General features: G+C 71.3%; 18 protein-coding genes and 1 pseudogene. 10 read left to right on the forward strand and 9 right to left on the reverse strand.

Translation table 11 applies throughout. From position 1 onward, the window contains the following. The first annotated feature begins 174 nt into the window (after positions 1-174). The 4 genes from ACIRB1_RS17795 (at position 175) to tal (ending at position 5103) form a co-directional block, all read left to right on the forward strand. A complete protein-coding gene (locus ACIRB1_RS17795) occupies positions 175-342 on the forward strand; it encodes a hypothetical protein (protein WP_352179043.1) in 168 nt (55 codons plus the stop codon). Positions 343-524: 182 nt separating this feature from the next. Next, on the forward strand, positions 525-998 hold the full coding sequence (locus tag ACIRB1_RS17800) for a hemerythrin domain-containing protein (protein WP_352179044.1): 474 nt from the start codon (positions 525-527) through the stop codon (positions 996-998). Between the two features lie 48 nt (positions 999-1046). Then, positions 1047-3266 carry a transketolase gene (gene tkt, locus ACIRB1_RS17805; RefSeq protein WP_403466160.1) on the forward strand — a complete coding sequence of 740 codons (2220 nt, stop codon included), beginning with the start codon at positions 1047-1049 and terminating at the stop codon, positions 3264-3266. 181 nt (positions 3267-3447) lie between these two features. Continuing rightward, positions 3448-5103 carry a transaldolase gene (gene tal, locus ACIRB1_RS17810; RefSeq protein WP_403466161.1) on the forward strand — a complete coding sequence of 552 codons (1656 nt, stop codon included), beginning with the start codon at positions 3448-3450 and terminating at the stop codon, positions 5101-5103. 55 nt (positions 5104-5158) lie between these two features. On the opposite strand, the gene ACIRB1_RS17815 is transcribed toward tal, so the two are convergent. The 3 genes from ACIRB1_RS17815 to ACIRB1_RS17825 form a co-directional block, all read right to left on the reverse strand. Beyond that, entirely contained in the window at positions 5159-5374 is a 216-nt protein-coding gene (locus tag ACIRB1_RS17815; protein ID WP_403466162.1) for a DUF6243 family protein, read from the reverse strand. Positions 5375-5574: 200 nt separating this feature from the next. Further along, the gene (locus tag ACIRB1_RS17820) at positions 5575-7143 is read right to left on the reverse strand and encodes a sulfite oxidase (RefSeq protein ID WP_403466163.1); all 1569 of its coding nucleotides are present in this window, start codon (positions 7141-7143) and stop codon (positions 5575-5577) included. A gap of 735 nt (positions 7144-7878) precedes the next feature. Then, on the reverse strand, positions 7879-8529 hold the full coding sequence (locus ACIRB1_RS17825) for a fasciclin domain-containing protein (RefSeq protein ID WP_403466164.1): 651 nt from the start codon (positions 8527-8529) through the stop codon (positions 7879-7881). Positions 8530-8879: 350 nt separating this feature from the next. Between ACIRB1_RS17825 and ACIRB1_RS17830 the strand changes: the two genes are divergently transcribed. After that, on the forward strand, positions 8880-9293 hold the full coding sequence (locus ACIRB1_RS17830) for an ATP-binding protein (protein WP_403466165.1): 414 nt from the start codon (positions 8880-8882) through the stop codon (positions 9291-9293). 40 nt (positions 9294-9333) lie between these two features. Here ACIRB1_RS17830 and ACIRB1_RS17835 read toward each other — a convergent pair whose 3' ends face one another. The 3 genes from ACIRB1_RS17835 to ACIRB1_RS17845 all read right to left on the reverse strand — a co-directional run bounded on the left by ACIRB1_RS17835 (position 9334) and on the right by ACIRB1_RS17845 (position 11550). Continuing rightward, positions 9334-10086 carry an anti-sigma factor domain-containing protein gene (locus ACIRB1_RS17835; RefSeq protein WP_403466166.1) on the reverse strand — a complete coding sequence of 251 codons (753 nt, stop codon included), beginning with the start codon at positions 10084-10086 and terminating at the stop codon, positions 9334-9336. Then, positions 10083-10667 carry a sigma-70 family RNA polymerase sigma factor gene (locus ACIRB1_RS17840; RefSeq protein WP_403466226.1) on the reverse strand — a complete coding sequence of 195 codons (585 nt, stop codon included), beginning with the start codon at positions 10665-10667 and terminating at the stop codon, positions 10083-10085. The genes ACIRB1_RS17835 and ACIRB1_RS17840 overlap by 4 nt, the downstream gene beginning before the upstream one ends. 310 nt (positions 10668-10977) lie before the next feature. Next, complete coding sequence (locus tag ACIRB1_RS17845; RefSeq protein WP_403466167.1) at positions 10978-11550, reverse strand: RICIN domain-containing protein; 573 nt, start codon at positions 11548-11550, stop codon at positions 10978-10980. 354 nt (positions 11551-11904) lie between these two features. Between ACIRB1_RS17845 and ACIRB1_RS17850 the strand changes: the two genes are divergently transcribed. Both ACIRB1_RS17850 and ACIRB1_RS17855 read left to right on the forward strand, forming a co-directional pair. Continuing rightward, on the forward strand, positions 11905-13695 hold the full coding sequence (locus ACIRB1_RS17850; protein WP_403466168.1) for a hypothetical protein: 1791 nt from the start codon (positions 11905-11907) through the stop codon (positions 13693-13695). Positions 13696-13777: 82 nt separating this feature from the next. Next, positions 13778-14857 carry a sodium-dependent transporter gene (locus ACIRB1_RS17855; protein ID WP_403466169.1) on the forward strand — a complete coding sequence of 360 codons (1080 nt, stop codon included), beginning with the start codon at positions 13778-13780 and terminating at the stop codon, positions 14855-14857. A gap of 72 nt (positions 14858-14929) precedes the next feature. Here ACIRB1_RS17855 and ACIRB1_RS17860 read toward each other — a convergent pair whose 3' ends face one another. After that, positions 14930-16669: a phosphatidylglycerol lysyltransferase domain-containing protein gene (locus ACIRB1_RS17860; RefSeq protein ID WP_403466227.1), complete on the reverse strand. Its 1740-nt coding sequence runs from the start codon at positions 16667-16669 to the stop codon at positions 14930-14932. A gap of 723 nt (positions 16670-17392) precedes the next feature. Between ACIRB1_RS17860 and ACIRB1_RS17865 the strand changes: the two genes are divergently transcribed. Beyond that, positions 17393-18886 (forward strand): hypothetical protein, encoded by a 1494-nt coding sequence (locus tag ACIRB1_RS17865; RefSeq protein ID WP_403466170.1) that lies wholly within the window; start codon positions 17393-17395, stop codon positions 18884-18886. Positions 18887-18913: 27 nt separating this feature from the next. Here ACIRB1_RS17865 and ACIRB1_RS17870 read toward each other — a convergent pair. Both ACIRB1_RS17870 and ACIRB1_RS17875 read right to left on the reverse strand, forming a co-directional pair. Further along, a pseudogene (locus ACIRB1_RS17870) lies at positions 18914-19345 on the reverse strand (GtrA family protein); the annotation flags it as partial. A 315-nt stretch (positions 19346-19660) separates the two neighbouring features. After that, the gene (locus ACIRB1_RS17875; protein ID WP_403466171.1) at positions 19661-20983 is read right to left on the reverse strand and encodes a sensor histidine kinase; all 1323 of its coding nucleotides are present in this window, start codon (positions 20981-20983) and stop codon (positions 19661-19663) included. Between the two features lie 156 nt (positions 20984-21139). Between ACIRB1_RS17875 and ACIRB1_RS17880 the strand changes: the two genes are divergently transcribed. Beyond that, the gene (locus ACIRB1_RS17880) at positions 21140-21769 is read left to right on the forward strand and encodes a hypothetical protein (RefSeq protein WP_352179060.1); all 630 of its coding nucleotides are present in this window, start codon (positions 21140-21142) and stop codon (positions 21767-21769) included. Positions 21770-21774: 5 nt separating this feature from the next. Next, positions 21775-22479, forward strand: a complete 705-nt coding sequence (locus tag ACIRB1_RS17885; protein WP_403466172.1) for an ABC transporter ATP-binding protein — start codon at positions 21775-21777, stop codon at positions 22477-22479. Positions 22480-22516: the final 37 nt, after the last annotated feature.

Below are 22516 nucleotides of genomic sequence, written 5' to 3' on the forward strand. Positions count from 1 at the left end.
ATTCCCCCGGGGGAAACAGCGACGGCTGCGGGCCGAGTGCCCACATATCCGCGTCCTACCTGTCACCCCGCGGATCAGCTGCCGTCGGACGGACCGCAGTAAAATCAACACTGGGTATACGCCGGAGTCCGTGCGCCGAGCGACCGGGTCGGGTCCAAGGGAGGTGTTCGAGTCGTGGTGCTCTTCCTGCTGCTGGTCCTCGTGGCCGTGGTACTGGGAATCATCGGCGTGGCAGCGAACGGCCTGGGCTATCTGCTGGCCATCGGCATCGTGGTCCTGCTGGCCGACATCGCCCTCGCGGCCGTACGGCTGTCCCGGCGCGGTCGGCGGCCCCTCCGCTGACGGCACCCGCCCGCGGGCAAGGCGACGCGGGCCGATCCGCCGCCGCTGTCGAACGGGGCGACACCGCGGCCGAGCCGAACCCGGCAAAAGGTGCGCTTCAAGTGGGTCGGATGCGATGCCGGGGGTAGCCGGAGTGCGGGAGCCGACCGGCTCCCGGAATTCCGACGAGGCGAAGGCGGGCCATGGACGCGATTGTGCTGCTCAAGGAAGACCACCAGACGGTCGAGAAGCTCTTCAAGGAGTTCGAGCAGGCCGGTGACCGCGCCTACAAGACCAAGCGGAAGATCGCCGACAAGGTGATCGAGGAGCTGACGGTCCACACCTGGATCGAGGAGGAGATCTTCTACCCCGCCGCCCGTGCCGCCGTGCCGGACACCACCGATCACGTGCTGGAGAGCGTCGAGGAGCACCACGTCGTGCTGTGGATGCTGTCCGAGCTGGCGGGCCTCGACCCCGAGGACGAGCGCTTCGACGCCAAGATGACGGTCCTCATGGAGAACGTCCGCCACCACGTCGAGGAAGAGGAGAAGGAGTGGTTCCCCCAGGTCCGCTCCGCTCTCGGCCGCAACCGACTCGGTGAACTGGGCGAGCAGCTCGCCACCGCCAAGGCCGACGCTCCCCACGATCCCCTGCGGGTCCCCAGCGCGCACGAATGACGGCCACGACCGCGGAACCGACCACCGACCTTCCCAAGGAGCGACGGCATGACGACTGAACCTTCCGGCAACACGACCTCACCGGGCCGGTCCGTGACGATGCCCGTGGCGGACGACGCCGGGTGGGACCAGGTCGACGTACGGGCGGTGGACACCGTACGAGTGCTGGCCGCCGACGCGGTGCAGAAAGTAGGCAACGGCCATCCCGGCACGGCGATGAGCCTCGCCCCGCTGGCGCATCTGCTGTTCCAGAACGTCATGCGGCACGACCCGGGCGACGACCAGTGGCTGGGCCGCGACCGGTTCGTCCTCTCCTGCGGCCACTCCAGCCTGACCCTGTACATCCAGCTCTACCTGACCGGCTACGGCCTGGAGCTGGCGGACCTGGAGGCCTACCGCACCTGGGGTTCGGCCACTCCCGGACACCCGGAGCACCGGCACACCCCCGGCGTCGAGATCACCACCGGCCCGCTGGGCCAGGGGCTGGCCAGCGCGGTCGGGATGGCGATGGCGGCCCGCAGGGAGCGCGGTCTGCTCGACCCCGACGCCGAGCCGGGCAGCAGCCCCTTCGACCACCACGTCTACGTCATCGCCTCCGACGGCGACATGATGGAGGGCGTCACCTCCGAGGCCGCCTCCCTCGCCGGCCACCAGGAGCTGGGCAACCTCGTCGTCTTCTACGACTCCAACCACATCTCGATCGAGGACGACACCGACGTCGCCTTCAGCGAGGACGTACCGGGCCGCTTCGCCGCGTACGGCTGGCACGTGCAGACCGTCGACTGGACGCGCACGGGCGATTACGTCGAGGACGTGGACGCGCTGCTGGCCGCGGTGCGCGCCGCCCGCGACGAGGACGGCAGGCCCTCGCTGATCATGCTGCGCACGCTGATCGGCTGGCCCGCACCCACCAAGCAGAACACCGGCAAGGCCCACGGCTCCGCACTCGGCGCGGACGAGGTCGCCGCGACCAAACGGCTGCTCGCCTTCGACCCCGAGCGCGACTTCGTCGTGGAGGACGCGGTACTGGCCCGCACCCGCCAGGCCGCCGACCGCGGGCGCCGCGCCCACGCCGAGTGGGACGAGGCCTACGCGGCTTGGCGGTCGGCCCACCCCGAGCGGGCCGAACTGCTGGACCGGCTGCTGGCGCAGCGGCTGCCGGACGGCTGGACCGACGCCCTGCCCGAGTTCCCGGCCGACTCCGAGGGGATGGCCACCCGAGCCGCGTCCGGCGCGGTGCTCAGCGCGCTCGCGCCGGTGCTGCCGGAGCTGTGGGGCGGCTCCGCCGACCTGGCGGGGAGCAACAACACCACCATGGACGGCGAACCGTCCTTCGTCCCCGCCGACCGCCAGACCAAGAACTGGAAGGGCGGCCCCTACGGCCGCACCCTCCACTTCGGCATCCGCGAGCACGCCATGGGCGCAATCCTCAACGGCATCGCCCTCCAGAGTCTGACCCGCCCCTACGGCGGTACGTTCCTGACCTTCTCGGACTACATGCGCCCGGCCGTACGCCTGGCCGCGCTGATGAAACTGCCCACCGTCTACGTGTGGACCCACGACTCCATCGGCCTCGGCGAGGACGGCCCCACCCACCAGCCCGTGGAGCATCTGGCCGCGCTGCGGGCCATTCCCGGCCTGGACGTGGTCCGCCCCGCCGACGCCAACGAGACCACCGCCTGCTGGCGTACCGTCCTCGAACACCACGACCGCCCGGCCGCGTTGATCCTGACCAGGCAGGACGTGCCCGTGCTCGACCGCGGCGGCGATGCCTGCGCTCCGGCGCGGGATGCCGCGCGCGGCGGATACGTGCTCGCCGACACGGACGAGGACGGCTCCGGCCCGGACGTCATCCTCGTGGCGACCGGTTCCGAGGTGCACATCGCCCTGGCGGCGCGCGAGCTGCTGGCTGCCGAAGGCCTCGCGGTGCGGGTCGTGTCGATGCCCTGCCGGGAGTGGTTCGCCGCTCAGCCGCAGGCCTACCAGGACGAGGTCCTGCCGCCCTCAGTGCGGGCCCGGGTCAGCGTCGAGGCCGCGGTGGGGCAGGGCTGGCGGGACGTGGTCGGCGACGCCGGACGGATCGTAGGCCTGGAGCACTACGGCGCCTCCGCCGACTACCAGCGCCTGTACACCGAGTTCGGCCTCACCCCCGAGGCAGTGGCCGCGGCAGCCCACGACAGCATTCGCGACGCCGGCCACGCCCCGCGCCCCGGCGGCCACCGCCAGACCTCCGCCCCCACCGAAGGCGGCACCGGCGACCGCCCCTGACAGCCCGCCCCGCGGCGGACGACAGCTGCCTGTCCGCACCGCCGCACACGGAAGGACCGTCCGGCTTCCGGCGTGCCCGGTATCCGCCCCCAGCACTGCTCCGAAACGCCCGCCCCCGCAGAGGACGGGCGGACCGCGCGCTTCTCGCGTGACCGATGCCCAGCACTTCCTGGAGGTTCGTATGTCCGACGCCATCGCGTCCGATCCGCTCGCCGACCTGTCCGCCGCCGGAGTCTCGGTCTGGCTGGACGACCTGTCCCGCGAGCTGCTGGCCGGCGGTGGCCTGGCGGAGCTGATCGCGCGCAAGCACGTGGTGGGGGTGACCACGAACCCGACGATCTTCGCGTCCGCGCTGTCCAAGGGCGAGCGCTACAACGACCAGCTACGGGAGCTGGGCGCCGAGGGGGCGAGTGTCGACGACGCCGTCTTCACGCTCACCACCGACGACGTCCGCGCCGGCTGCCAGGCGTTCGCGCCGATATACCGGCGGACCGGCGGGACCGACGGCCGGGTCTCCATCGAGGTGGACCCGCGGCTTGCCAAGGACGCGGACGCCACCGTGGCCCAGGCTCAGAAGCTGTGGGACACCGTCGGCGAACCCAACCTGTTCGTCAAGATCCCCGCCACCCGCGAGGGCCTGGCCGCGATCACCGCCGTCACCGCCCGGGGCATCAGCGTCAACGTCACCCTCATCTTCTCGCTGGAGCGCTACCGCGCCGTCCAGGACGCCTACCTGACCGGACTCGAACAGGCACGGGCAGCCGGACACGACCTGGCGGACATCCACTCGGTCGCCTCCTTCTTCGTCTCCCGCGTCGACTCGGAGGTGGACGCACGCCTGACCGCCCTCGGCACGCCGGAAGCGCTCGCGCTCCGCGGCCGGACCGCCGTGGCCAACGCCCGGCTGGCGCACCAGGCCTTCGAGGAGACGGCCCGCTCGCCCCGCTGGCAGGAACTGGCGGCGGCGGGCGCGCGTCCGCAACGGCCCCTCTGGGCGTCGACCGGCGTCAAGAATCCCGACTATCCCGACACCATGTACGTGAGTGAACTGGTCATCCCGGGGACCGTGAACACCATGCCGGCCGGCACGCTCGACGCGTTCGCCGACCACGGTCACGTCCCGGCCGCCGGTCCCCTCGCCGACGCCTATGCCGCGGCCGCCGCCCACTTCGAGGAACTGGGCCGCACCGGCATCGACTTCACCGATGTGACCGACACCCTGGAACGCGAAGGGCTGGCCAAGTTCGAGGACAGCTGGGCCGAACTGGGCGCCACGGTGGACCGTGAGATGCGAGCCGAGGGCGAGACCCCCGGGGAGGGCACCGAGCAGTCGGCGGAGTCGTCGAAGGCCCCCGCTCTGCTGGCGATCTACCTCAACGACCATCTGGCGGGCGCGACCGGCGGCCTGGAACTCTGCCGCCGTGCCGCGCAGGGACAGCGGGACCAGGAGCGGGCCGCCGCCTTCTCCGCCCTGGCCAAACAGGTCGAGGAGGACCGCGACTCCCTGGTGCAGATCATGTTCGACCTGGGCGTCTCCACCGATCACTCCAAGGTCGCGCTCGGCTGGCTGGCCGAGAAGGCCGGGCGGCTCAAGCCGAACGGGCACCTCTTCTCCCGCTCACCGCTCAGTGACGTCCTGGAGCTGGAGTCGATGCTCCTCGGCGTACAGGGCAAGGCGTCCTGCTGGCGCACCCTGCGCGTCCTGTCCGAGAACGACGACCGCCTCTACGCCGACCACCTCGACACCCTCCTGGAACGCGCCGAGCACCAGGCCACGACCCTTGAGGAACTGCTCCTCGCGACAGTCGCGCACACGCTGGGACACACGACGGTCTGAGCCTCGGGCCGGGCGACGGCGGGCGCGCGAGCAGCCGCCTCGCGGCGGCGGTACGTCAGCTCTGTGCGGTGTCGTCGCCCGTCTGCCCGGTGCCCTCGGCCGCGCGTGCCTTCTCGCGCATCTTGCGCACCAGTTCGGCCTTCTGGTCGGCGGCACCCTGGCGGTCGAGGTTGCGGTGCGGACCGTGGTTCTGCCGCTCGGCGCGGGACTGCCTCTTGCGCTGGCCGCCGCCCATGCCCACGGGGTTGTTGATGTTCTTGCTCACGGTCACGGGTTCTCCCGGTGGTGATGTGAAGTGATCTGCGGATTCATCGGTGGAGGGGGCGACGTCGAAAGACGTCAGCAGAGGCCCATCACGCTCTCACTCGTCAATCGGCGTCTGGAAGAACATGCCAGGACGTTACCCGGTTCCGTCAGCCTCGCGCACCAATCGGGCTGCCTCCCCGGCGTCGGGGCAGGCGGCTCATGGGGTCAGTCGACGGTCACGACCACGGAGTGCCACCCGCTCGCGCCGTCGGGAATGGTGTGGGTGCGCTTGTCGGTCTGCAACCGGCCGGTGCGGTCGGTGGCGCGGACGGTGAGGGTGTGGCCGCCCTTGGTGGCCTCCCAGGGGAAGGACCACTGGCGCCAGGTGTCGCGGGTGTCCTCGGCGGCGAGCCGCGCCTCCCGCCACGGGCCGTCGTCGACGCGGACCTCGACCTTGTCGATACCGCGATGCTGGGCCCACGCGACCCCACCGACCATCACCGTCCCGGCGCCGGGCCGGGCGAACGGCTTGGGGGTGTCGATGCGCGACTCGGTCTTGATGGGGGCCTTGCGGGCCCAGCCGCGCTTGACCCAGTAGGGGTCGTAGGAGTCGAACGTGGTGAGTTCGATGTCCTTGATCCATTTGCAGGCCGAGACGAACCCGTAGAGGCCGGGCACGACCATGCGGACCGGGAAGCCGTGCGCGAAGGGCAGCGGTTCCCCGTTCATGCCGAGGGCGAGGAGGGCGTCCCGGCCGTCCATCACGTCCTCGACCGGGCTGCCGATCGTCATGCCGTCCACCGAGCGCGCCACCAACTGGTCGGCGGTCCCGCCCTTCGAGGGCGGCCTCACCCCGCATTCGGCCAGCAGATCGGCCAGTCGTACGCCGATCCAGCGGGCGTTGCCGACGTATGGGCCGCCGACCTCGTTCGACACACAGGTGAGGGTGATGTCGCGCTCGATCAGTTCGCGCCGCAGCAGGTCGTCGTAGGAGAGGGTGACCGGGCGTCGTACGCCCGTTCCGTGGATGCGCAGCCGCCAGGTCGCGGCGTTCACCTTGGGCACCACGAGGGCGGTGTCGACACGGTAGAAGTCGCTGTTGGGGGTGGTGAAGGCGCTGATCCCGGGAATCCGCACCTGGGCGCCCCTGGGGACGGCGGCGGCTGCGGAGATGGGGCGGGGCAGGACGACCTTGTTGCGTGAGGCGACCGCGTTCTGGCCGCTCGCGCTGTTCAGCGCCCGGCCCAGCACGCCTGCCCCGGCGGAGGCGGCGGCAGCGGCTGTCGCCGCGATCACGAAGCCACGACGGTCCCAACCCGCTCCGGAGGCCGGGTCTTCGCGCTCGCCGCCGGCCGGTTCCGCGCCCGGGACCCGCGGTGTCAGGCGGCCCGCCAGTACGTAGAGCGCTACGGCTCCCGCGAGCGCGCCGGCCACGGAGGGCAGCGCGTCGGAGAGACTCGTCGAATCCGGCCGACTGGTGGCCGATACCGCCCCGACGATTCCGAAGAGCAGCACACCGGCAGCACCGCCGCGCCGGAAACGCAGTGCGACAATTCCCAGCACCAGCGCGAAAAGCGCCAGCACCGCGAGAATTCCGAGCTGGAGAATCAGCTTGTCGTTGGTTCCGAAGTGCCGGATCGCCCAGTCCTTCACAGCGGCCGGGGTACGGTCGATCGCCGCACCGCCGACCGCCACGACCGGACCGGCCTGCGGACGCACGGCGGCCGACACCAGCTCGGCGACGCCGAGCGAGACGATACCGGCCAGCAAACCGCTGCACGCACCAAGGACCATGCGTGCCCAAGGGAGGCGGTGTCGCGTTTTCTTCTCATCTTCGGTCACGTGGGGAATCCGGCTCCGAAAGGCCGGCGGATTGGCCGTCCAGCCGATTCGGATGAACTATTTCCCGTGCGGAAAGGATGTGATCCGTCATGTGACGCCCTGCCGTGGGCTCGCGCTCGTGTCGGGCGGAACCGGGTCGAGAGCCGCAGGCACGGCGAGGTTCAGAGGGAGAGCGCGGACCATGCCCGCCAAGCGCTGTGGAGGTCGGTGTGCCAATGCAGGCGTACGTCGTCGGCCGTCAGGGAGCGGAGGGGGTCCGGGGCCAGGAGATGAATGGTGTGGGGGCCTTCCGGCCACGGTGTGTCCGGCAGGAACTCGTCGCCGGTAAAGCGGAGTTGGCGTAGGTCGAGCCCGACCACCGTGGTGCAGTGGCATTCGGACGGTCAGCTCGGCGCGCAGGGTCCGGCTGGTGGCCGGGGTCAGTGTGCCCGCGGCGGCGCACCAGAGTCGGGTGTCCGAGACGGCGAGGACTCGGACGCGGAAGAGTGCCGACATGTGCTGAGCTCCGTCATCTCTCGGCATGTCCCGTAAGGGGCACGGGAGTTGGGCAAAGCGGTGAGGGGCGGGGCATGTGCCCCGCCCCTCACCGTCTCCCCGTCACAGGAGTCGGGCGGCCGGGCACCGCGATGTCGGGTGCCCGGCTCTGCTGGTGGTCCGTCTGCTGGTGGTCCGCCTGCTGACGATCCGTCAGCTGGTGGGCATCAGGACGGTGTCGATGATGTAGACGGTGGCGTTGGAGGTCTTGACGTTGCCGCAGACGACCTTGGCGGAGTCGTTGACCATGTAGTTCTCGCCCGAGCCGGAGGTGGTGAGCTTCGACTTCTCCAGCGTGGTGAAGGAGCCCTTCTCCAGGTCCTTGGGGGTGAGTTGCTGACCCACGACGTGGTAGGTGAGGATCTTCGTCAGCTGGGCCTTGTCGTTGAGGACCTTGTCCAGGGTGGCCTTCGGGATCTTCGCGAAGGCGTCGTTGGTCGGCGCGAACACGGTGATGTTCTGGGCGTTGTTGAGGGTGTCGACGAGCCCGGCCTTCTTCACTGCGGCCACCAGCGTGGACAGTGCCGGGTTGTTGGACGCGGCGGTGGCGACGGGGTCCTTGGCCATGCCGTCGAAGGAGCCGGCACCGCTCTTCGGGACGCCGGCACAGGCCGTGCCGAAGGGCTGGTCGGCCGTCGTGGCGCCGGCGTTGTTCATGCTGTCGCCCGAAGCGGACGAGGACGCCTTGGTGGAGGCATCGGACTTCGCGGAGTCGCTGCCGCTGCTGCCGCAGGCGCTGAGGGCCAGCGGCAGTACGGCGGAGGCGGCGAGGACGACGGCGGTACGGCGAATGCGGGTACTCATGATGTTTCTCCTGTTGCTCGTGCGGCACATGCCGCCTGTAGACGGGGAAGCGAAGAGTGTTCGAGGTCTGCCGACCGGCCGGAGGACATCGCCGAACGCCCGGGGAATTCCTGGTGGTTCGCGTTTTCCTTCTCGTTGTCGGTCACGTGGGGAATCCGGCTCCGAAAGCCCGGCGGATTGGCCGTCTGCCGGATCGGATGAATCTTTTTTCCGGACCAATCCGCAGTCCGACCGGCTACGGATACCTGGGGCGCGGTCTTACGAGTACGCCGGGAATTCGCATTTTCCACACCCGTCCGCCGCGGTGCCCGCGACGGATTACCTGTGCGAAGGAAAGGAGCTGATCTGCGATGGAACGCTCCTACGTGAGCTTCGCGCCCACACCGGAGAACGGGCTGCGTCCCGTGCGCGGTGCCGTACGCGACCAGCTGGCACGGTGGGGGCGCGGTGAACTCGTCGACGACGCCCTGCTCGTCGTCAGCGAACTGCTCGGCAACGCCTTCGGGCACGGCACGACACCGGTCCGTCTGTCGCTCGCTCTGCACGGGCGGGCCGGTCACCAGTCGCTGATGATCCAGGTCAGCGACACGAGCCCGGGTTTCGACACGAAGGCGATCCGGGCCGCGTGGACACGTCCGTGCGCCCCCCCGAGCGGCGGCGGCCGGGGTCTCCGGCGGGGGGGGGCGCGCGCCCCCGCCGGGGGCGCCCCGCCCAACCCCCCGGGCCCCCCGGTCTGGGCCGACCTTCCCTCACGCATCGCCTGACGGCGGCCATGGCCCCGCCGGACCGCGGTGCCGTGTCCGCTCAGGCGGGGAAGCGGGTCAGGGCGAGCGGCAAGGTCGTGGGCCGTTGCGAACCGCCCGCGGGTTCGACGGTGATCCCCATGCCCGAGGCCCCGTCCACGGCACCCCGCAGCAGCACGGTCTGGTCGGCGCGGTCGGGGTTCATCAGGCCGGCCGACCGCATGGTGCCACCGTCGTCGAACCAGAGCTGGTAGACCTTCCCGGCCGGCGCCCGGGTCATCCCGGCCACCACGAACACCGCCTGGTCCCGGCCGTGTGAGACGACCACGGTGCCGGTGGCCCCGCCGGGCAGCGCCACCGCCCGGGTCCGGGCGTCGGGCGCGGCGAGCACGGCACTGATCTGTGCCGTTCCCTGTTCGGCCCGGTGCGCCTGGGCGAGCGCGCTCTCGGCCCGCTGGTGCTGCCATACGGCCGTCCCGCCGAGCGCGGCGGCCGCGGCCAGGCAGGCGGCCAGCGCCCACCGCGACAGCAGACGCGCCCGCAGCACCGCGCGGCCGGAACGCGGCGCGGTGCTCTCGACCGGTGTCTCCTGACGGACCGTGGTGATGCGGCGCAGTACCCGCCCGCGCGTCTCCCGGTCGGGTTCCACGGACACGGCGAGGCCCAACCGGGCCGCGGTGGCGGACAGTTCGGCGGTTTCCTGGGCGCATGCCTCGCAGCCCGCGAGGTGCCGCTCGAAGACCTCACGCTCCTCGTCGGACAGGGCGTGCAGGGCGTAGGCACCGGTCAGCAGGTGCAGGTCGTCGGTGATCACGCGGTCACTCCCAGGCAGTCGCGGAGCCGGATGAGGCCGTCCCTCAGCCGGGTTTTGACGGTGCCGAGCGGCAGCGCGAGCGCCTCGGCCACTCCGCGGTAGGTCAGTCCCCGGTAGTAGGCGAGGGTGACGGCCTGGCGCTGGATCTCGGTCAGCGTGCGCAGACAGCGCCGTACCTGTTCGCGCTCCAGCCGCGCCTCGACCTGCTCGGTGACCTCGTCGAACTCAGGGGTACGGGCGAGCAGCGCGGCCTTGTGGTCCCGGGCCGCCGCCGCGTCCGCCGAACGCACCCGGTCGATCGCCCGGCGGTGGGCCAGGGTGAGGATCCAGTTGATGGCCGTCCCTCGGTCGGAGCGGTAGCGGGGTGCCGTGCGCCACACCTCCACCAGCACTTCCTGGGCGACCTCCTCCGACTGCGCGTGGTCGCGCAGGACGGCACGGGCGACTCCCAGCACCGGACCCGCCACGGCGTCGTAGACGGCGGCGAAGGCCTTTTCGTCGCCGAGGGCGACCCGGCCCACCAGTTCTTGCAGATCTGGCTGCATTGCCGGATTTCGACCGATACTGACGGCTTCTTTCACAAGGATCCTTCGTGAGGGGGACATCTCCGGACGTAATCCGATCCTGAACCCCACCGAGGATTGGTCCCGGAGCAACACGGGCGTCTTCGGGCGGACCACCCCGCGCTCCTGTTCGGCGACCGCCGTGCGCAGCTCGACCAGGGAGCAGCGCTGCCGCAGCAGAGCCTCCTGGCAGTCGGCCGGGATCACACCCCGAACTGCCAAGAGGCCCTTCCGTTGTGCCGCGGCTGCCAAGAGATCGCCCGAGCAGGAACGGCGTTCGGCCGATCGAGCCCGCCGAAGGGTGAGCGGCAGGCTTCCGGGAAACGGCCTAATTCACGGTCCAGACCTGGGCCGCTGCCGGGTGCGCGTCGTCACAACTCCATTGCATGAGCTGGCTGCCGGTACCGCCGACCGTGTCGAGGCACAGATTGGTGCCCACGTGCCTGGACTTCGCGCCGACCCTCTGGTCGGCGATCGCCGTGGCTTCGACCCACTGTTCCGACGCCAGCCCGTCACAGAGGTACTCGTCGACGGTCTCGCCCGGAACGCTCGTGCCGTTGTTGACCTCGGCGCAGTACCCACTCGCCTGGTTCACCAGGTAGTAGGTGTCCGTCGAACCGGTCGACACGAACGCCCAGTTCTGAGTGGTGGAACCGTTGCAGTTGGCCAGCTGGAGTCTGACGTTGAGCACCCCGCCGGGCGCGTCCACGCACTGGCTGTAGGCCATGTTCTTGATCGTGTGATAGCTGCTCGCGGCCGCGGCGGCCGCGACGCGGGCGGACACGACCGCCGTGGGGTCCGGCGTCGACGCGGCGGCGCTCGCCCCCGTCGCCAACGTGACCATGCCCGCACAGCTCACAAGCGTCGCCGCCGGGACAGTGATCCTGTTGTCGATCTTCATCGTCGCAACTCCTATGACTTGTCGACCGGAAACCCGATTCCGTCTCGCTCGTGGACAGCGTGTTCCGGCGACAGCGCGCAGTCGCCCTCCGTTCCGCCCAGTGGACCGGCCAACGCTCCCCGGCCCGATCCCTGAGCGGGCCCGCACCTCCCCAAGCAGGAGAGACGCCCAGCCGATGAGAAGCCGGCCCTCGTTTCGGCCGCGGCTCAAGGTGACGCGGCGAGCACCCTGGAGACCGGGTCGCGGTTGAACACCGGGCCACATTCTTATGACGCTCTCACCTCAATAGGACTAATCCAGCGTGCTCACACTCACCTCTACATGATGTAGTTGCTGAGTATGGAGAAGGTGGACATGGCCGCCCATACCGTCGATACCGGACTGCCGCGGGACCACACGCGCCCGCCCGCAGTCGGCCGGTCGTGGGCCTCCGGCGACGCGGACAGCCCCCAGCAGTGGCACCGGGGCATGACGCTGATCGGCACGATCAGCCTGTTCATCGGCACCCGCTCGGCCTGGACCCAGGCGATGCTCTCCGACCCGCCCGTCGCCGGGGTCATATCCGTCTGCTACGCCGGGATCCTCGTGTGCGGGGTCCTCGCACTGGTCGTTCGGGGCCGTCGGGCCCTGGTCCGGGTGGACGTCGGCGTTCTCGTCCTCGCGGTGGTCCTCGTGGTCTGCGGATACTGGCTGAACCACGCCGGTACCGACGAGGGCGTACTGACCGCGCAGGCCGCGAACCAGATCGCGCACGGCCGCCCCGTCTACGGGCAGCCCTGGCCCTGGCTGTTCGGTACCTCCCATTCCGGCCTGACCAAGACGATGTCCGGCTCGGCGGACTACACGTACGGCTATCCGCCGCTGACCGCCCTGCTCGCCGCCCCGGTCCACGCCCTCCTGCACACGTCGGCCGCCGCCACCCTGGTCACCACCGGGGCGCTGCTCGCCGGAACGGTCACGCTGTGGCTGCTGCTGCCCGCCCCCTGGCGGTCGGCGGCCACCACCGTGTGCCTCGGCTTCGGCATCCTCCCCGGCTACGCCCGCTCCGGCTACCCGGCGATCGTCGCCCTGGCCCTGCTGATCCCCGTGGCCGTCTACTGGCCGACCACGGGAGCGGGTGGACGTCTGGGACGGAGCGGGGTGCTGCGGGCCGTGTGCCTGGGTGCCGCCTGCGCCGCCCAGCAACTGGCCTGGTTCTTCGCCCCGTTCCTGCTGATCGGCCTGTACGCGGTACGGCGCGGCGAACTCGGGGGGCGCCCCGCGGCGGCCGTGCTGGCACGCTTCGCCGGAGTCGCCGCACTGACCTGGGCGGGCATCAACGCCTACTTCGCCGCCCAGGACTTCTCCGCCTGGCTGCACGGACTGCTGCTGCCCCTCACCCAGAAGGCGATCCTGCACGGCCAGGGCCTGATGGGCATCTCCTACTACTTCACCGACGGCAGCAGCCGCCTCGACTACTACTCCTACGCCAGCGAACTCCTGCTCCTCGGCCTGCTCGCCGCCACCCTGCTGTTCGTCCGCCGCCTGGGAGCGGCGCTGACCGTGCTGCCCTGGCTGTCCTTCTACCTCGCCACCCGTTCCCAGGACGGCTACTTCCTGATGATGACCCCGCTGTGGCTGGCCGCCGCCGCGACGGTCCCCTCCTCGGCCCTGGCGCATGCCTGGCAGCCACGGCTACCCCGCCTCACCGGCCGCGTCGCGAGGGCGGCCGTGGCGACGGCGCTGGTGATACCCGCACTGTTGTGCGTCTGCGTCGCCGCCGCCAGCCCGCCGCCCCTGCGTATGGCGCTCACCCCGCACCTCACCGGCCGGTCCCACCCCTCCGTCACCTCCGTCACGGTACGCGCGGCCAACACCACCGACACCGCCCTCACCCCCCACTTCGCCAGCCGTCTCGGCCAGGGCGCCTCCAACTGGTGGACCATCGCCTCGGGCCCCGCCACCCTCGCCCCGCACAGCACGGCCGTGTACGTCGTACGACCGGCCGGCGGCCACCGCGCCATGCCCGGCGCGCAGCGGCGCATGTACCTCATCGCCGTGACCGGAACACCCATGACGATCAGCACCGCCCGCATCGAGGGCACCACCGACCAGAACAGTTCATCACCGACCGCCGCGCACAAGACCCTGGTGATCCAGAAGTAGACGGTGATCTCGGGGACTTTGTTCAGGCGGAGGCGGTGCGCGTGCCGGGCCCCGCCCCCGCTCTCGCGGAAGAAGGCCGTTCGTGCACCCTCCCGCCGCTTCCCACTCGCCTGTCGACCGTGCGACGAACTGGCTGCGCCGTCGGCTCGGCCGCGCGGTCCTTGTCTCCTACGCCGCCGCTCTCCTCCTTCCGGGCGTCGGCCTGTGGCTGCGCCGCCCGCACACCGTGCCGCTGGGCGGACCGGCCCACCTGACCCTGAACACCACCTCGCTCCTGCTGTCCCTGGTGCTCCTCTCTGCCGGGCTCCAGGTACCGGTCCGCGCGCTCGGCCGTGTGCTGCGGCGCCCCAAGGCCATGGTGGCCGGACTCGCACTGCATCTGGCGATTCCGCTGCTCGTCGTGCCGTTCGTCGCCTTCCTGCTGCGCCGCACCCCCGACTCCGACGGCGGCAGCGGACTGCTCACCGCGATGATCCTGATCGTGGCCATGCCCGTGGCCGCCGGTGCCACCGTATGGACCGCCAAGGGCGAGGGGGACCAGCCGACCATGGTCGGACTCGTCCTCGCCTCCACCCTCCTCAGTCCCCTCACCACACCGCTCCTGCTGGCGGCCCTGGCACCCCTGCTCAGCGGCGGCTACGCACGAACGCTCACCAGTACGAGCGGCTCCGCCCACAGCGGATTCACCCTCGCCACCGTCGTCCTGCCGTGCGCCGCAGGTCTCCTGTGTGCGCTCGTGCTGCCGCCGTCGTGGCACGGCCGTCTTCTGCGGGCCGTGGTGCCCTCGGCTCTGGCCGGCTCGCTGGTCCTGACCTACGTCAACGCCAGCGGCGCGCTCGGTACCTTCCTGACCCGGCCGCGCCCGCTGCTGTTCACCGCCGCCCTCGCCGTGGCCGCCCTGGTGTGCGTCCTGTCCTTCGTGCTGGGCCGTCTGGCCGCCCGTGTCCTGCGGCTGGACGCTCCGGTGGCCTCGTCGCTGACCCTGGCCTGCGGCATGAACAACAGCAGCGCGAGCGCGGTACTGATCACGACCTCACTGCCCGACAAGCCCCACCTGCTGCTGCCTGTGCTCGCTTACGGGCTGCTGCAGAAGACGGCCGCCAACCGGGTCGTCGCCCGACTGCGGCCCCCGTCCCCCGCGGTGTCCCCGCACCCGTCATGAGCGACGAACCCGGGCGCCGGCGCCGTTCGGTTCGGCTTCGCCGACGGGAGACGTACCCGCGAGGGAGCCGCCTTACGAGCTGTGGGTTGCCGGAGCCGGTTCTCCCTCGGCGGCGGAGGACCGCCTGCGGCGCCGAAGGGCGGGCAGCGGCGGCGGGGTGAGGAAGCCCTCGGCGCGGGCGCTGGCCAGGCCGATGCGAGGGATGTCGCCGCTCTTGGCGAACAGCAGGAAGCGGGGCTCCCACACGGGCCGGTACTTGGCGTTGGCTCGATAGAGCGACTCGATCTGCCACCAGCGGGAGAAGAAGGTGAGCATCGAGCGCCACAGCCGCAGTACCGGGCCCGCGCCGAGGCGCGCGCCGCGTTCGAAGACCGAGCGGAACATGGCGAAGTTCAGCGACACCCGCCGGATGCCCAACTCCTCGGCACGCAGCAGCAGTTCCACGACCATGAACTCCATCAGGCCGTTCTCGCAGGCACGTTCCCGGCGCATCAGATCCAGTGAGAGACCGCGCTCGCCCCAGGGGACGAAGCTGAGCAGGGCGCGCGGTTCACCGTCGGCGTCGCGGCATTCCAGCATCACGCAGCGGCCGTCGCCGGGATCACCGAGCCGTCCCAGCGCCATGGAGAAGCCGCGTTCGGTCGGTCCGTCGCGCCAGTGGTCGGCCTTGTCGATCAGCAGTGCCATCTCGTGGTCCGGGATGTCCTCGTGGCGCCGGACGGTCACCGTGTATCCGGCCCGGCGCACTCGGCTGTGCGCCTGCCGCACGCCCCGCATGGCACGTCCTTCGAGGGTGAAGTCGGCGATCTCCACGATGGCCTCGTCGCCCAGTTCCAGCGCGTCCAGCCCGTGCCGGGCGTAGATGGTGCCGGCCTCCTCGCTCGCGCCCATCACCGCCGGGGTCCAGGCGTGCCGGCGGGCCTCCTCCAGCCACGCGTCGATGGCACCGGGCCATGCCTCGGGGTCGCCGACGGGGTCGCCGGAGGCGAGGCTGACGCCACTGACCACCCGGTAGGTGACAGCCGCCTTGCCGCTCGCGGAGAAGATGGCGGCCTTGTCGCGGCGCAGGGCGAAGTAGCCGAGGGAGTCCCGCTCTCCGTGCCGGGCGAGCAGGTCGCGCAGCCGCTGTTCGTCGTCCTCACCGAGCAGGGCCCGGCCGCGCGGGGCACGGAAGCAGGCGTACAGGACGAGCAGGAAGGTCGCCGCGATCAGGATGTTGATGAGGGCGTCGACCCAGCGCGGCGCGTGCACGGCGTCCACGCGGTCGGCGAGCGGGCCGACGCTGATGCCGCGCAGCAGGGTGTAGGCGATCTCGTCGGTCAGCGTGGCGCCGGGCAGCTTGTTGGTGGCGGCGACCAGCAGCGTGCCGATCGTGCCGCTGACGAGGAGACCGCCCGCGCCCGTGGCGAGGGCCAGCTTCGGGTTGGAGCGGTCCCCGACGGCCTTGAACTCCCCGCGCCCGAGGAGCAGCGCGGCCACGAACAGGCCGGTGAGCAGCAGGGAGCCCCAGTTGGTGATGTGCTCGCGGTACGCCTGCTGGGTCATGGCGAGCGTGTACAGCGCGAACAGCCCGCCGGCCAGCAGCAGGTTGAAGATCCACGCGGCCCGTTTGCGGCGCCGCATGACCGCGGCGAGGAAGATCGCCAGGGCCGCCGAGATGAGCCCGGCGGTGGCCAGATACGGGGTGAAGTACTCACCGACGTTGTGCTCCTGGACCTCGTCGCGGAACGACAGCGAGACGACCGCGACCAGGTTGAGCACGGCGAGCACCCGCAGGTACCAGACCGTGGCCGCGGCCGCGCCCCTGCGCAGCCGTGTACGGGGGCGCGGGGGTCCGGTCGGGGAGGGAACGCGGTCCGTGGGCGTGGGCGTGGGCTGTCGGAGGTTCGAGGGCGAGAGGTGTGCGGGCACCTTGGGGTTTCACCTCGGAGGAAGGCCGGGGTCACCGGCGTGGACGGGGGACGGGGGACGGACGGCAGAGAGGCCGGGTCGGCGGTTTCGCGGAGGAGGGATCTGATGCATGACCTGGGTTGTTCCTTCGGCGGCGCATCGTACGGGATTCCCACGCGCCGAGGTCGTCGCCGTCGGGCTGGACCGGACCCCGCGCGCGAAGGCGCCGAAGGCGGGCCTGCACCAGATCGGCGGGGAGACTGCTGCGACGTCTTCCTGGATGTCGACCGGCGCCAGGGCCCTGGTGGTGGCCGGCAGCACACCGGGGAACTCGCTCTCCGGCTCACGCCGTGTGGTCGCTTCTCCTGGTTCCGCGGACGCCCGGTCGTGTCTGTCCCGCCGGGTCTCGTTCGCCGGACGGGCGTCACACCGGGCGGAGACGTCGGCGTCGAAGCCTGCACGGCGGCCGATCCGCCGGCTGCGCCCGCCATCCGTCCCGGCCGCGGCCGGACCTCGTCGGCCTTCGCGGTGCGCTCCGGGGGTGTGCGAGCTAGTTTGACCATGTTCGACCTGGCTCCTACAGGTGACCCTACAGCCTGTAAGGTCCTGAATACCCTACAGGCTGTAGGGCGCGAGGGGCGGATGATGACGAGACCTGTGCGGACCGTGACACTCGACCGCATCGGCAGCCATGAGCCGCCGCTCGGACCGGCCACGGGCTGGAGCCGCAGGGGCCAGTGGTGGCTGGCGGCGGTGGCGGGCGCCTTCGTCCTGGCCCAGTTGGTGCTCGTAGGCCCTGGGATGGGGCTGGGCTGGGACGAGTCGGTGTACGTCAGCCAGGTCAGCTCCCACGCCCCGGCATCGTTCTTCAGCGCCCCGCGCGCCCGCGGCATCTCGCTGCTGGTGGCACCGGTCGCCGGCTGGTCGTCGTCCACCCCGCTGCTGCGGGTCTACCTGGCGCTGCTGGCGGGTCTCGGGCTGTTCCTGGCACTGCGCGCCTGGCGCGGCCTGTTCCCGGTCAGGGTGCTCGCGCTGGGCGGCGCCCTGTTCGCGAGCCTGTGGGTGACCGTCTTCTACGGCCCCCAGGCCATGCCCAACTACTGGGTGGCGGTCGGCGCTCTGGCGGGCGTCGGCTGCTTCCTTCAGGCCCAGACCGATCGCACCCGGCGTGGTCCGGTGTGGGGGCTGGCCGCGAGTGCCCTGCTGATGGCGTGGATGCGGCCCACGGACGCGGTATGGGTGAGCCTGCCGCTGCTCTTCCTCTCAGCGGTGCCCCGCCGGTGGCGGCACGGACGGCTGCTCTTCGCTCTGACGGGTGGGCTGGTGGCCGGGGCGGCCGAATGGGTGATCGAGGCGTACGTCCGCTTCGGGGGCCTCGGCCGGCGGCTGTCCGAGGGATCGGACATCCAGGGAGGTCTGGGCTGGCACATCGCCATCGGTGACCAGCTGCGCAGTCTGAGCGGGCGATCGCTGTGCCGCCCGTGCACCGGCGCGATGCCGAACCCCCTGGTGACAGCCTGGTGGTTCGCCCTGCCGGTGCTGGCGGCCATCGGGCTGGCGGTGGCCGTGCGAGGCCGGCGCACACCGCCCACCGCGCTGCTGCTGGCCTGCGCGATGACGGCGGCCATCCCGTATCTGTTCCTCATCGGATACGCCGCGCCCCGCTTCCTGCTGCCCACCTACGCGCTGCTGGCCATCCCGGTCGCCGACGCGCTCACACGGCTGGTCACCGCGCCGGGAGGGGCCTGGCGCCCGGTCGCCGTGACGCTGGTGGCGTTGGGTCTGGCCGGGCATCTGGCGGTGCAGTACGCGGTGCTGGCACACACCGTTCAGCGCACCACGGCCGGCCACAAGGGCTGGGAGCGCACCGCCGCCGCACTGCGCCGGGAGGGCGTACGCCCACCGTGTCTGCTCACCGGGCCGTCGACGCTCCCCATCGCCTTCTACGCGGAGTGCGGCTCCGCCAGTACCCAGGGACCCAACGCCAACACCGATACTGCGGCGATCGCCCGGACGGCCCGGCGGATACCCGTCGCCGTCCTCACCGCCGGCGGGGCCCGTCCGCCGTCCTACGCCCGCGGCTGGAGGCTCGTCCGGCTGGACGGTGCCGTGTACGCCTACATCGCCCCCACCAGATGATTGCTCCGCCCGCGCTCAGCGCCGCACCCGGAACACCCACGTGCGGTAGGACCAGAAGCGGAAGAGGGTCCCGCACACGATCCCCATGACCTTGAAGATGTTGCTCTCAAGGGCCGAGTCCCAGCCGAAGTCGTATGTCGCGACGTACAGCACCCCGTTCTCGATGATCAGGCCGACGACACTGAAGAAACAGAAGAGAGCGAACTCCGCGGCACGGCCCTGCGGGTCGCGGTGTCGATAGGTGAAGTACCGGAAACCCAGGTAGTTGAAGACTATGGCCACGCAGGTCGCGATGATGCTGCATCGCACGACGGGCATGGACGTCAGCGCTCGACTGAGGTTGAACACGGCGAGATTCACCCCGACGCCGAGCCCGCCGACGGCACCGAATCTCGCGACCTCCCGAAGCAGCGCGGAACGATCCGTGCGCTTCGTGTCTAGTTGATCCGTAGTTTCCACCGGACGCGCAGACCTCCAGACGTTCGGGCTTCGCACGGTCGTGCCTCGGGGTCGGCGGCCGGACCGCGGGTGCATACGCGGGTCATCGACCGTCGAATCGTGGTCCGGCAGCGACCGAGCCGCCCGCCCTGCCGGGCGTCACAACCCGCTCGCACACGTCTCGGTGCGATCTTGGACAGCACCGTAACCCGGCCGCCTGCGTGAACCGGTGATTCGCGCCCGGGTGCCCGACCGATGTGGTTGACGCGGTCGGAGTCTTCGCCGTCGTCGAAGACCACCGACGCGTTGTTCGCCGCCGGCAGCGGCCCGGCGGCCTCAGCCATCACCGTTCCCCGTCATGCTTCCGGTCCCGTCCTGGCGGACCGGTACCAGCACGGTGAAGGTGGTGGGGCGGCGGCCGGTCAAGGAGAGCCTGCCGCCGAGGGTGACGGTGAGGTCCCGGGCCAGCGCGAGACCGATGCCCTCTCCTTCTCCGTCGCCGGTGCGTCCGCGCTCGAAGGGGCGGGTCGTCTCGATGGCGCCCTCGTCGGCGACGTCGAAGGCGAGGGCGTCACCGAGGTCCCGGACCGTCAGACGGACGGTGCCGCGGCCGTGCACGCGCGCGTTGTCCAGCAGGATGCCGAGGATCTCGGTGACCGGGGCACCGGGGACGCGGATGTCGTCCGGCGTGTCGCCCGTCGTGCACAGCAGCCGCCTGCCCTCGCGGGCGAACAGCCCGTGCCAGTGCTCCTCGGTCTCCCCCACCAGCCGTGCGACGGGCACGGCAGAGACCCGGGTGCCGCGCAGGCCGGGGGACCGGGACAGCCGCAGCACCTCCTCCACCGTGCCGTGCAGGCGGCGGGTGGTGGCCAGTGCCTCCTCCAGCGCCGGGCGCAGCAGGGCGTCGTCGTCCTGGGCGAGGCCCGCCTCCAGAGTGAGCTGAAGCCCGGTCAGCGGGGTGCGCAGCTGGTGGGAGGCGTTGTCGGTGAAGTCCCTTTCGTGGCGCAGGAGTTCGGTGAGGCTGTGCAGCATCTCGTTGTGGGTGCGGGCGACCTGGTCGATCTCCTCGATGCTGCTGGGTGTGGCGCGTGCGCTCAGGTCACCGGCGGTGACGGCCCGGCTGTGGCGGGAGAGGTCCTCCAACGGCGCGGCCAGCACCCGTGCCTGGCGGCGGGCGACCAGGACCGCGACGGTCAGCGCGAGGGCGCAGGCGCAGGCGAGGACGCCCCACACGGCGAGTACGCGCTTGCGTACGGCGTCGGTGGGCGAGGAGGCGCGGACGACGCCGATGACCCGCTCGGCGTGCGAGACCGGCACGGTGACGATGAGGTCACCGGCCGAGCGACCGCGCACCACCGTCGCGCCGAAGGCCTTCCGCACCGCCGCGTCACCGGTCCCGGGGCCGCTGCCCGCCCGCAGGCGCAGCTGGGTGTCGTACAGACCGAGGCGGCCTCCGGCCGGCGGCGCGGGCAGTTCCACCGGGTCGCCGGTCGTGTAGTCCGGACTGACCCGCACGGCACCCGACAGGGCCGCGCGCTCCAGGGTGTCGCGCTGGTCGGCGTACAGGGACGACCTGATGGCCAGGGCCAGCGGGACGGCGAGGAGGACCACGGCGACCAGGGCGGCGGTGAGGGCGACGCGCACGACACGCTGTCTCATGTCCTCATCCTGCGGTCCGCCGGCCTTCCCGGGGGTGGTGCGCCACGCGCTTTTGCCGTCGTCTAACCCTCGGCGTGCCGGGCGTTAACCGGCATCCTCCTAGCGTCGGTGCCATGACCGATCCCCGGTCGCAGGCTTTCCGGGAGGGCAGTGACCATGGCACCTGCACGCACACCCGCCGCCGTTGGACTGGCGCTGGTCGCGGTGGTGATCACCGGATGTTCGAGCTCCGGCTCGCACGCGGCGTCCGCTACGACTGCCGCCCCGGTCGGCGGAGGCAACGCCCCGGCGTCCCCCGCGCCCACCGAGTCGAATCCGCCGGGCGACATCCCCGACAACCAGGTGTACGTGGCGTACCGGCCCACCGGCGGTTTCACCGGCTTCACGGTGAAGGTGCCCGAGGGCTGGGCCCGTACCGGGCAAGGGGCCACGACCGTGTTCACGGACAAGCTGAACACCGTCCGCGTGACCACGGCCACCGCGTCCGCCGCGCCCACGGTCGGCTCCGTCACGAACACCGTCGTGCCCCAACTCAAGACGCAGGTGGCGAAGTTCGCGGGGCCGAAGGCGACCGAGGTGACCCGGCACGCCGGGCGCGTCGTCCGGCTGACCTACCAGGGCGACTCCGCCAAGGACCCGGTCACCGGCAAGGTGGTGCGGGACGCGTTCGAGCGGTACGCCTTCTACCGGCAGGGTCACGAGGTCGACCTGACATTGTCCGGGCCGGTCAACGCGGACAACGTCGACCCGTGGCGGATCGTCAGCGACTCCTTCGCGTGGCGGTGACCGTCATGCCCACCCGGTCGCACGACGACGCCCTCGCCGCCCGCGAGTTGTACCGCTTCTACCGTGCGGGCGAGGAGGAGACCCTGGCCCTGCGCGGGGTGTCGCTGACGGTGCGGCGGGGCGAGACGGTCGCCGTCGTCGGCCCCTCGGGGGCGGGCAAGTCCACCCTGCTGGGGTGTCTGGCCGGACTCGACGAGCCCTCGGGCGGCGACGTCCATGTGGACGGCGTCCGCATCAGCCACCGGCCGGAGACCGAGCGGGCCCGGCTGCGCGCCCGCCACGTCGGCGTCCTGCTCCAGAGCCGCAATCTGCTCCCGCACCTGACCGTGCGGGACAACATCCGCTTGGCGCAGCGGGCGGTTCGCGGCCGTCCCTCCGTCTCCGCCGAGGCGCTGCTGGAGCAGGTGGGGCTCGGCCAGCGCACCCGCGCCCTGCCGCGGCATCTGTCTGGTGGTGAACTGGCGCGCGCCGGACTGGCCGTGGCCCTCGCGAACTCCCCCGCCGTGCTCCTGGCGGACGAACCGACCGGTGAACTCGACGGCGGCACCGAGCAGTTGGTGCTGCGGATGGTACGGGAGCGGGCCGCGGACGGCTGCGCGGTACTGATCGTCACCCACAGCGCGGAGGCCGTCCGGATCGCCGACCGAGTGATCACCCTGACCGACGGACGAGCGCGGGAGACACGGGAGGCAAGCGATGTCCGGCACTGACGCCCTCATCCACTCCCAGGACGCGGCACGACTGCCG

The sequence above is a fragment of the Streptomyces sp. NPDC096013 genome (assembly GCF_044763565.1).
Taxonomy (GTDB): domain Bacteria; phylum Actinomycetota; class Actinomycetes; order Streptomycetales; family Streptomycetaceae; genus Streptomyces.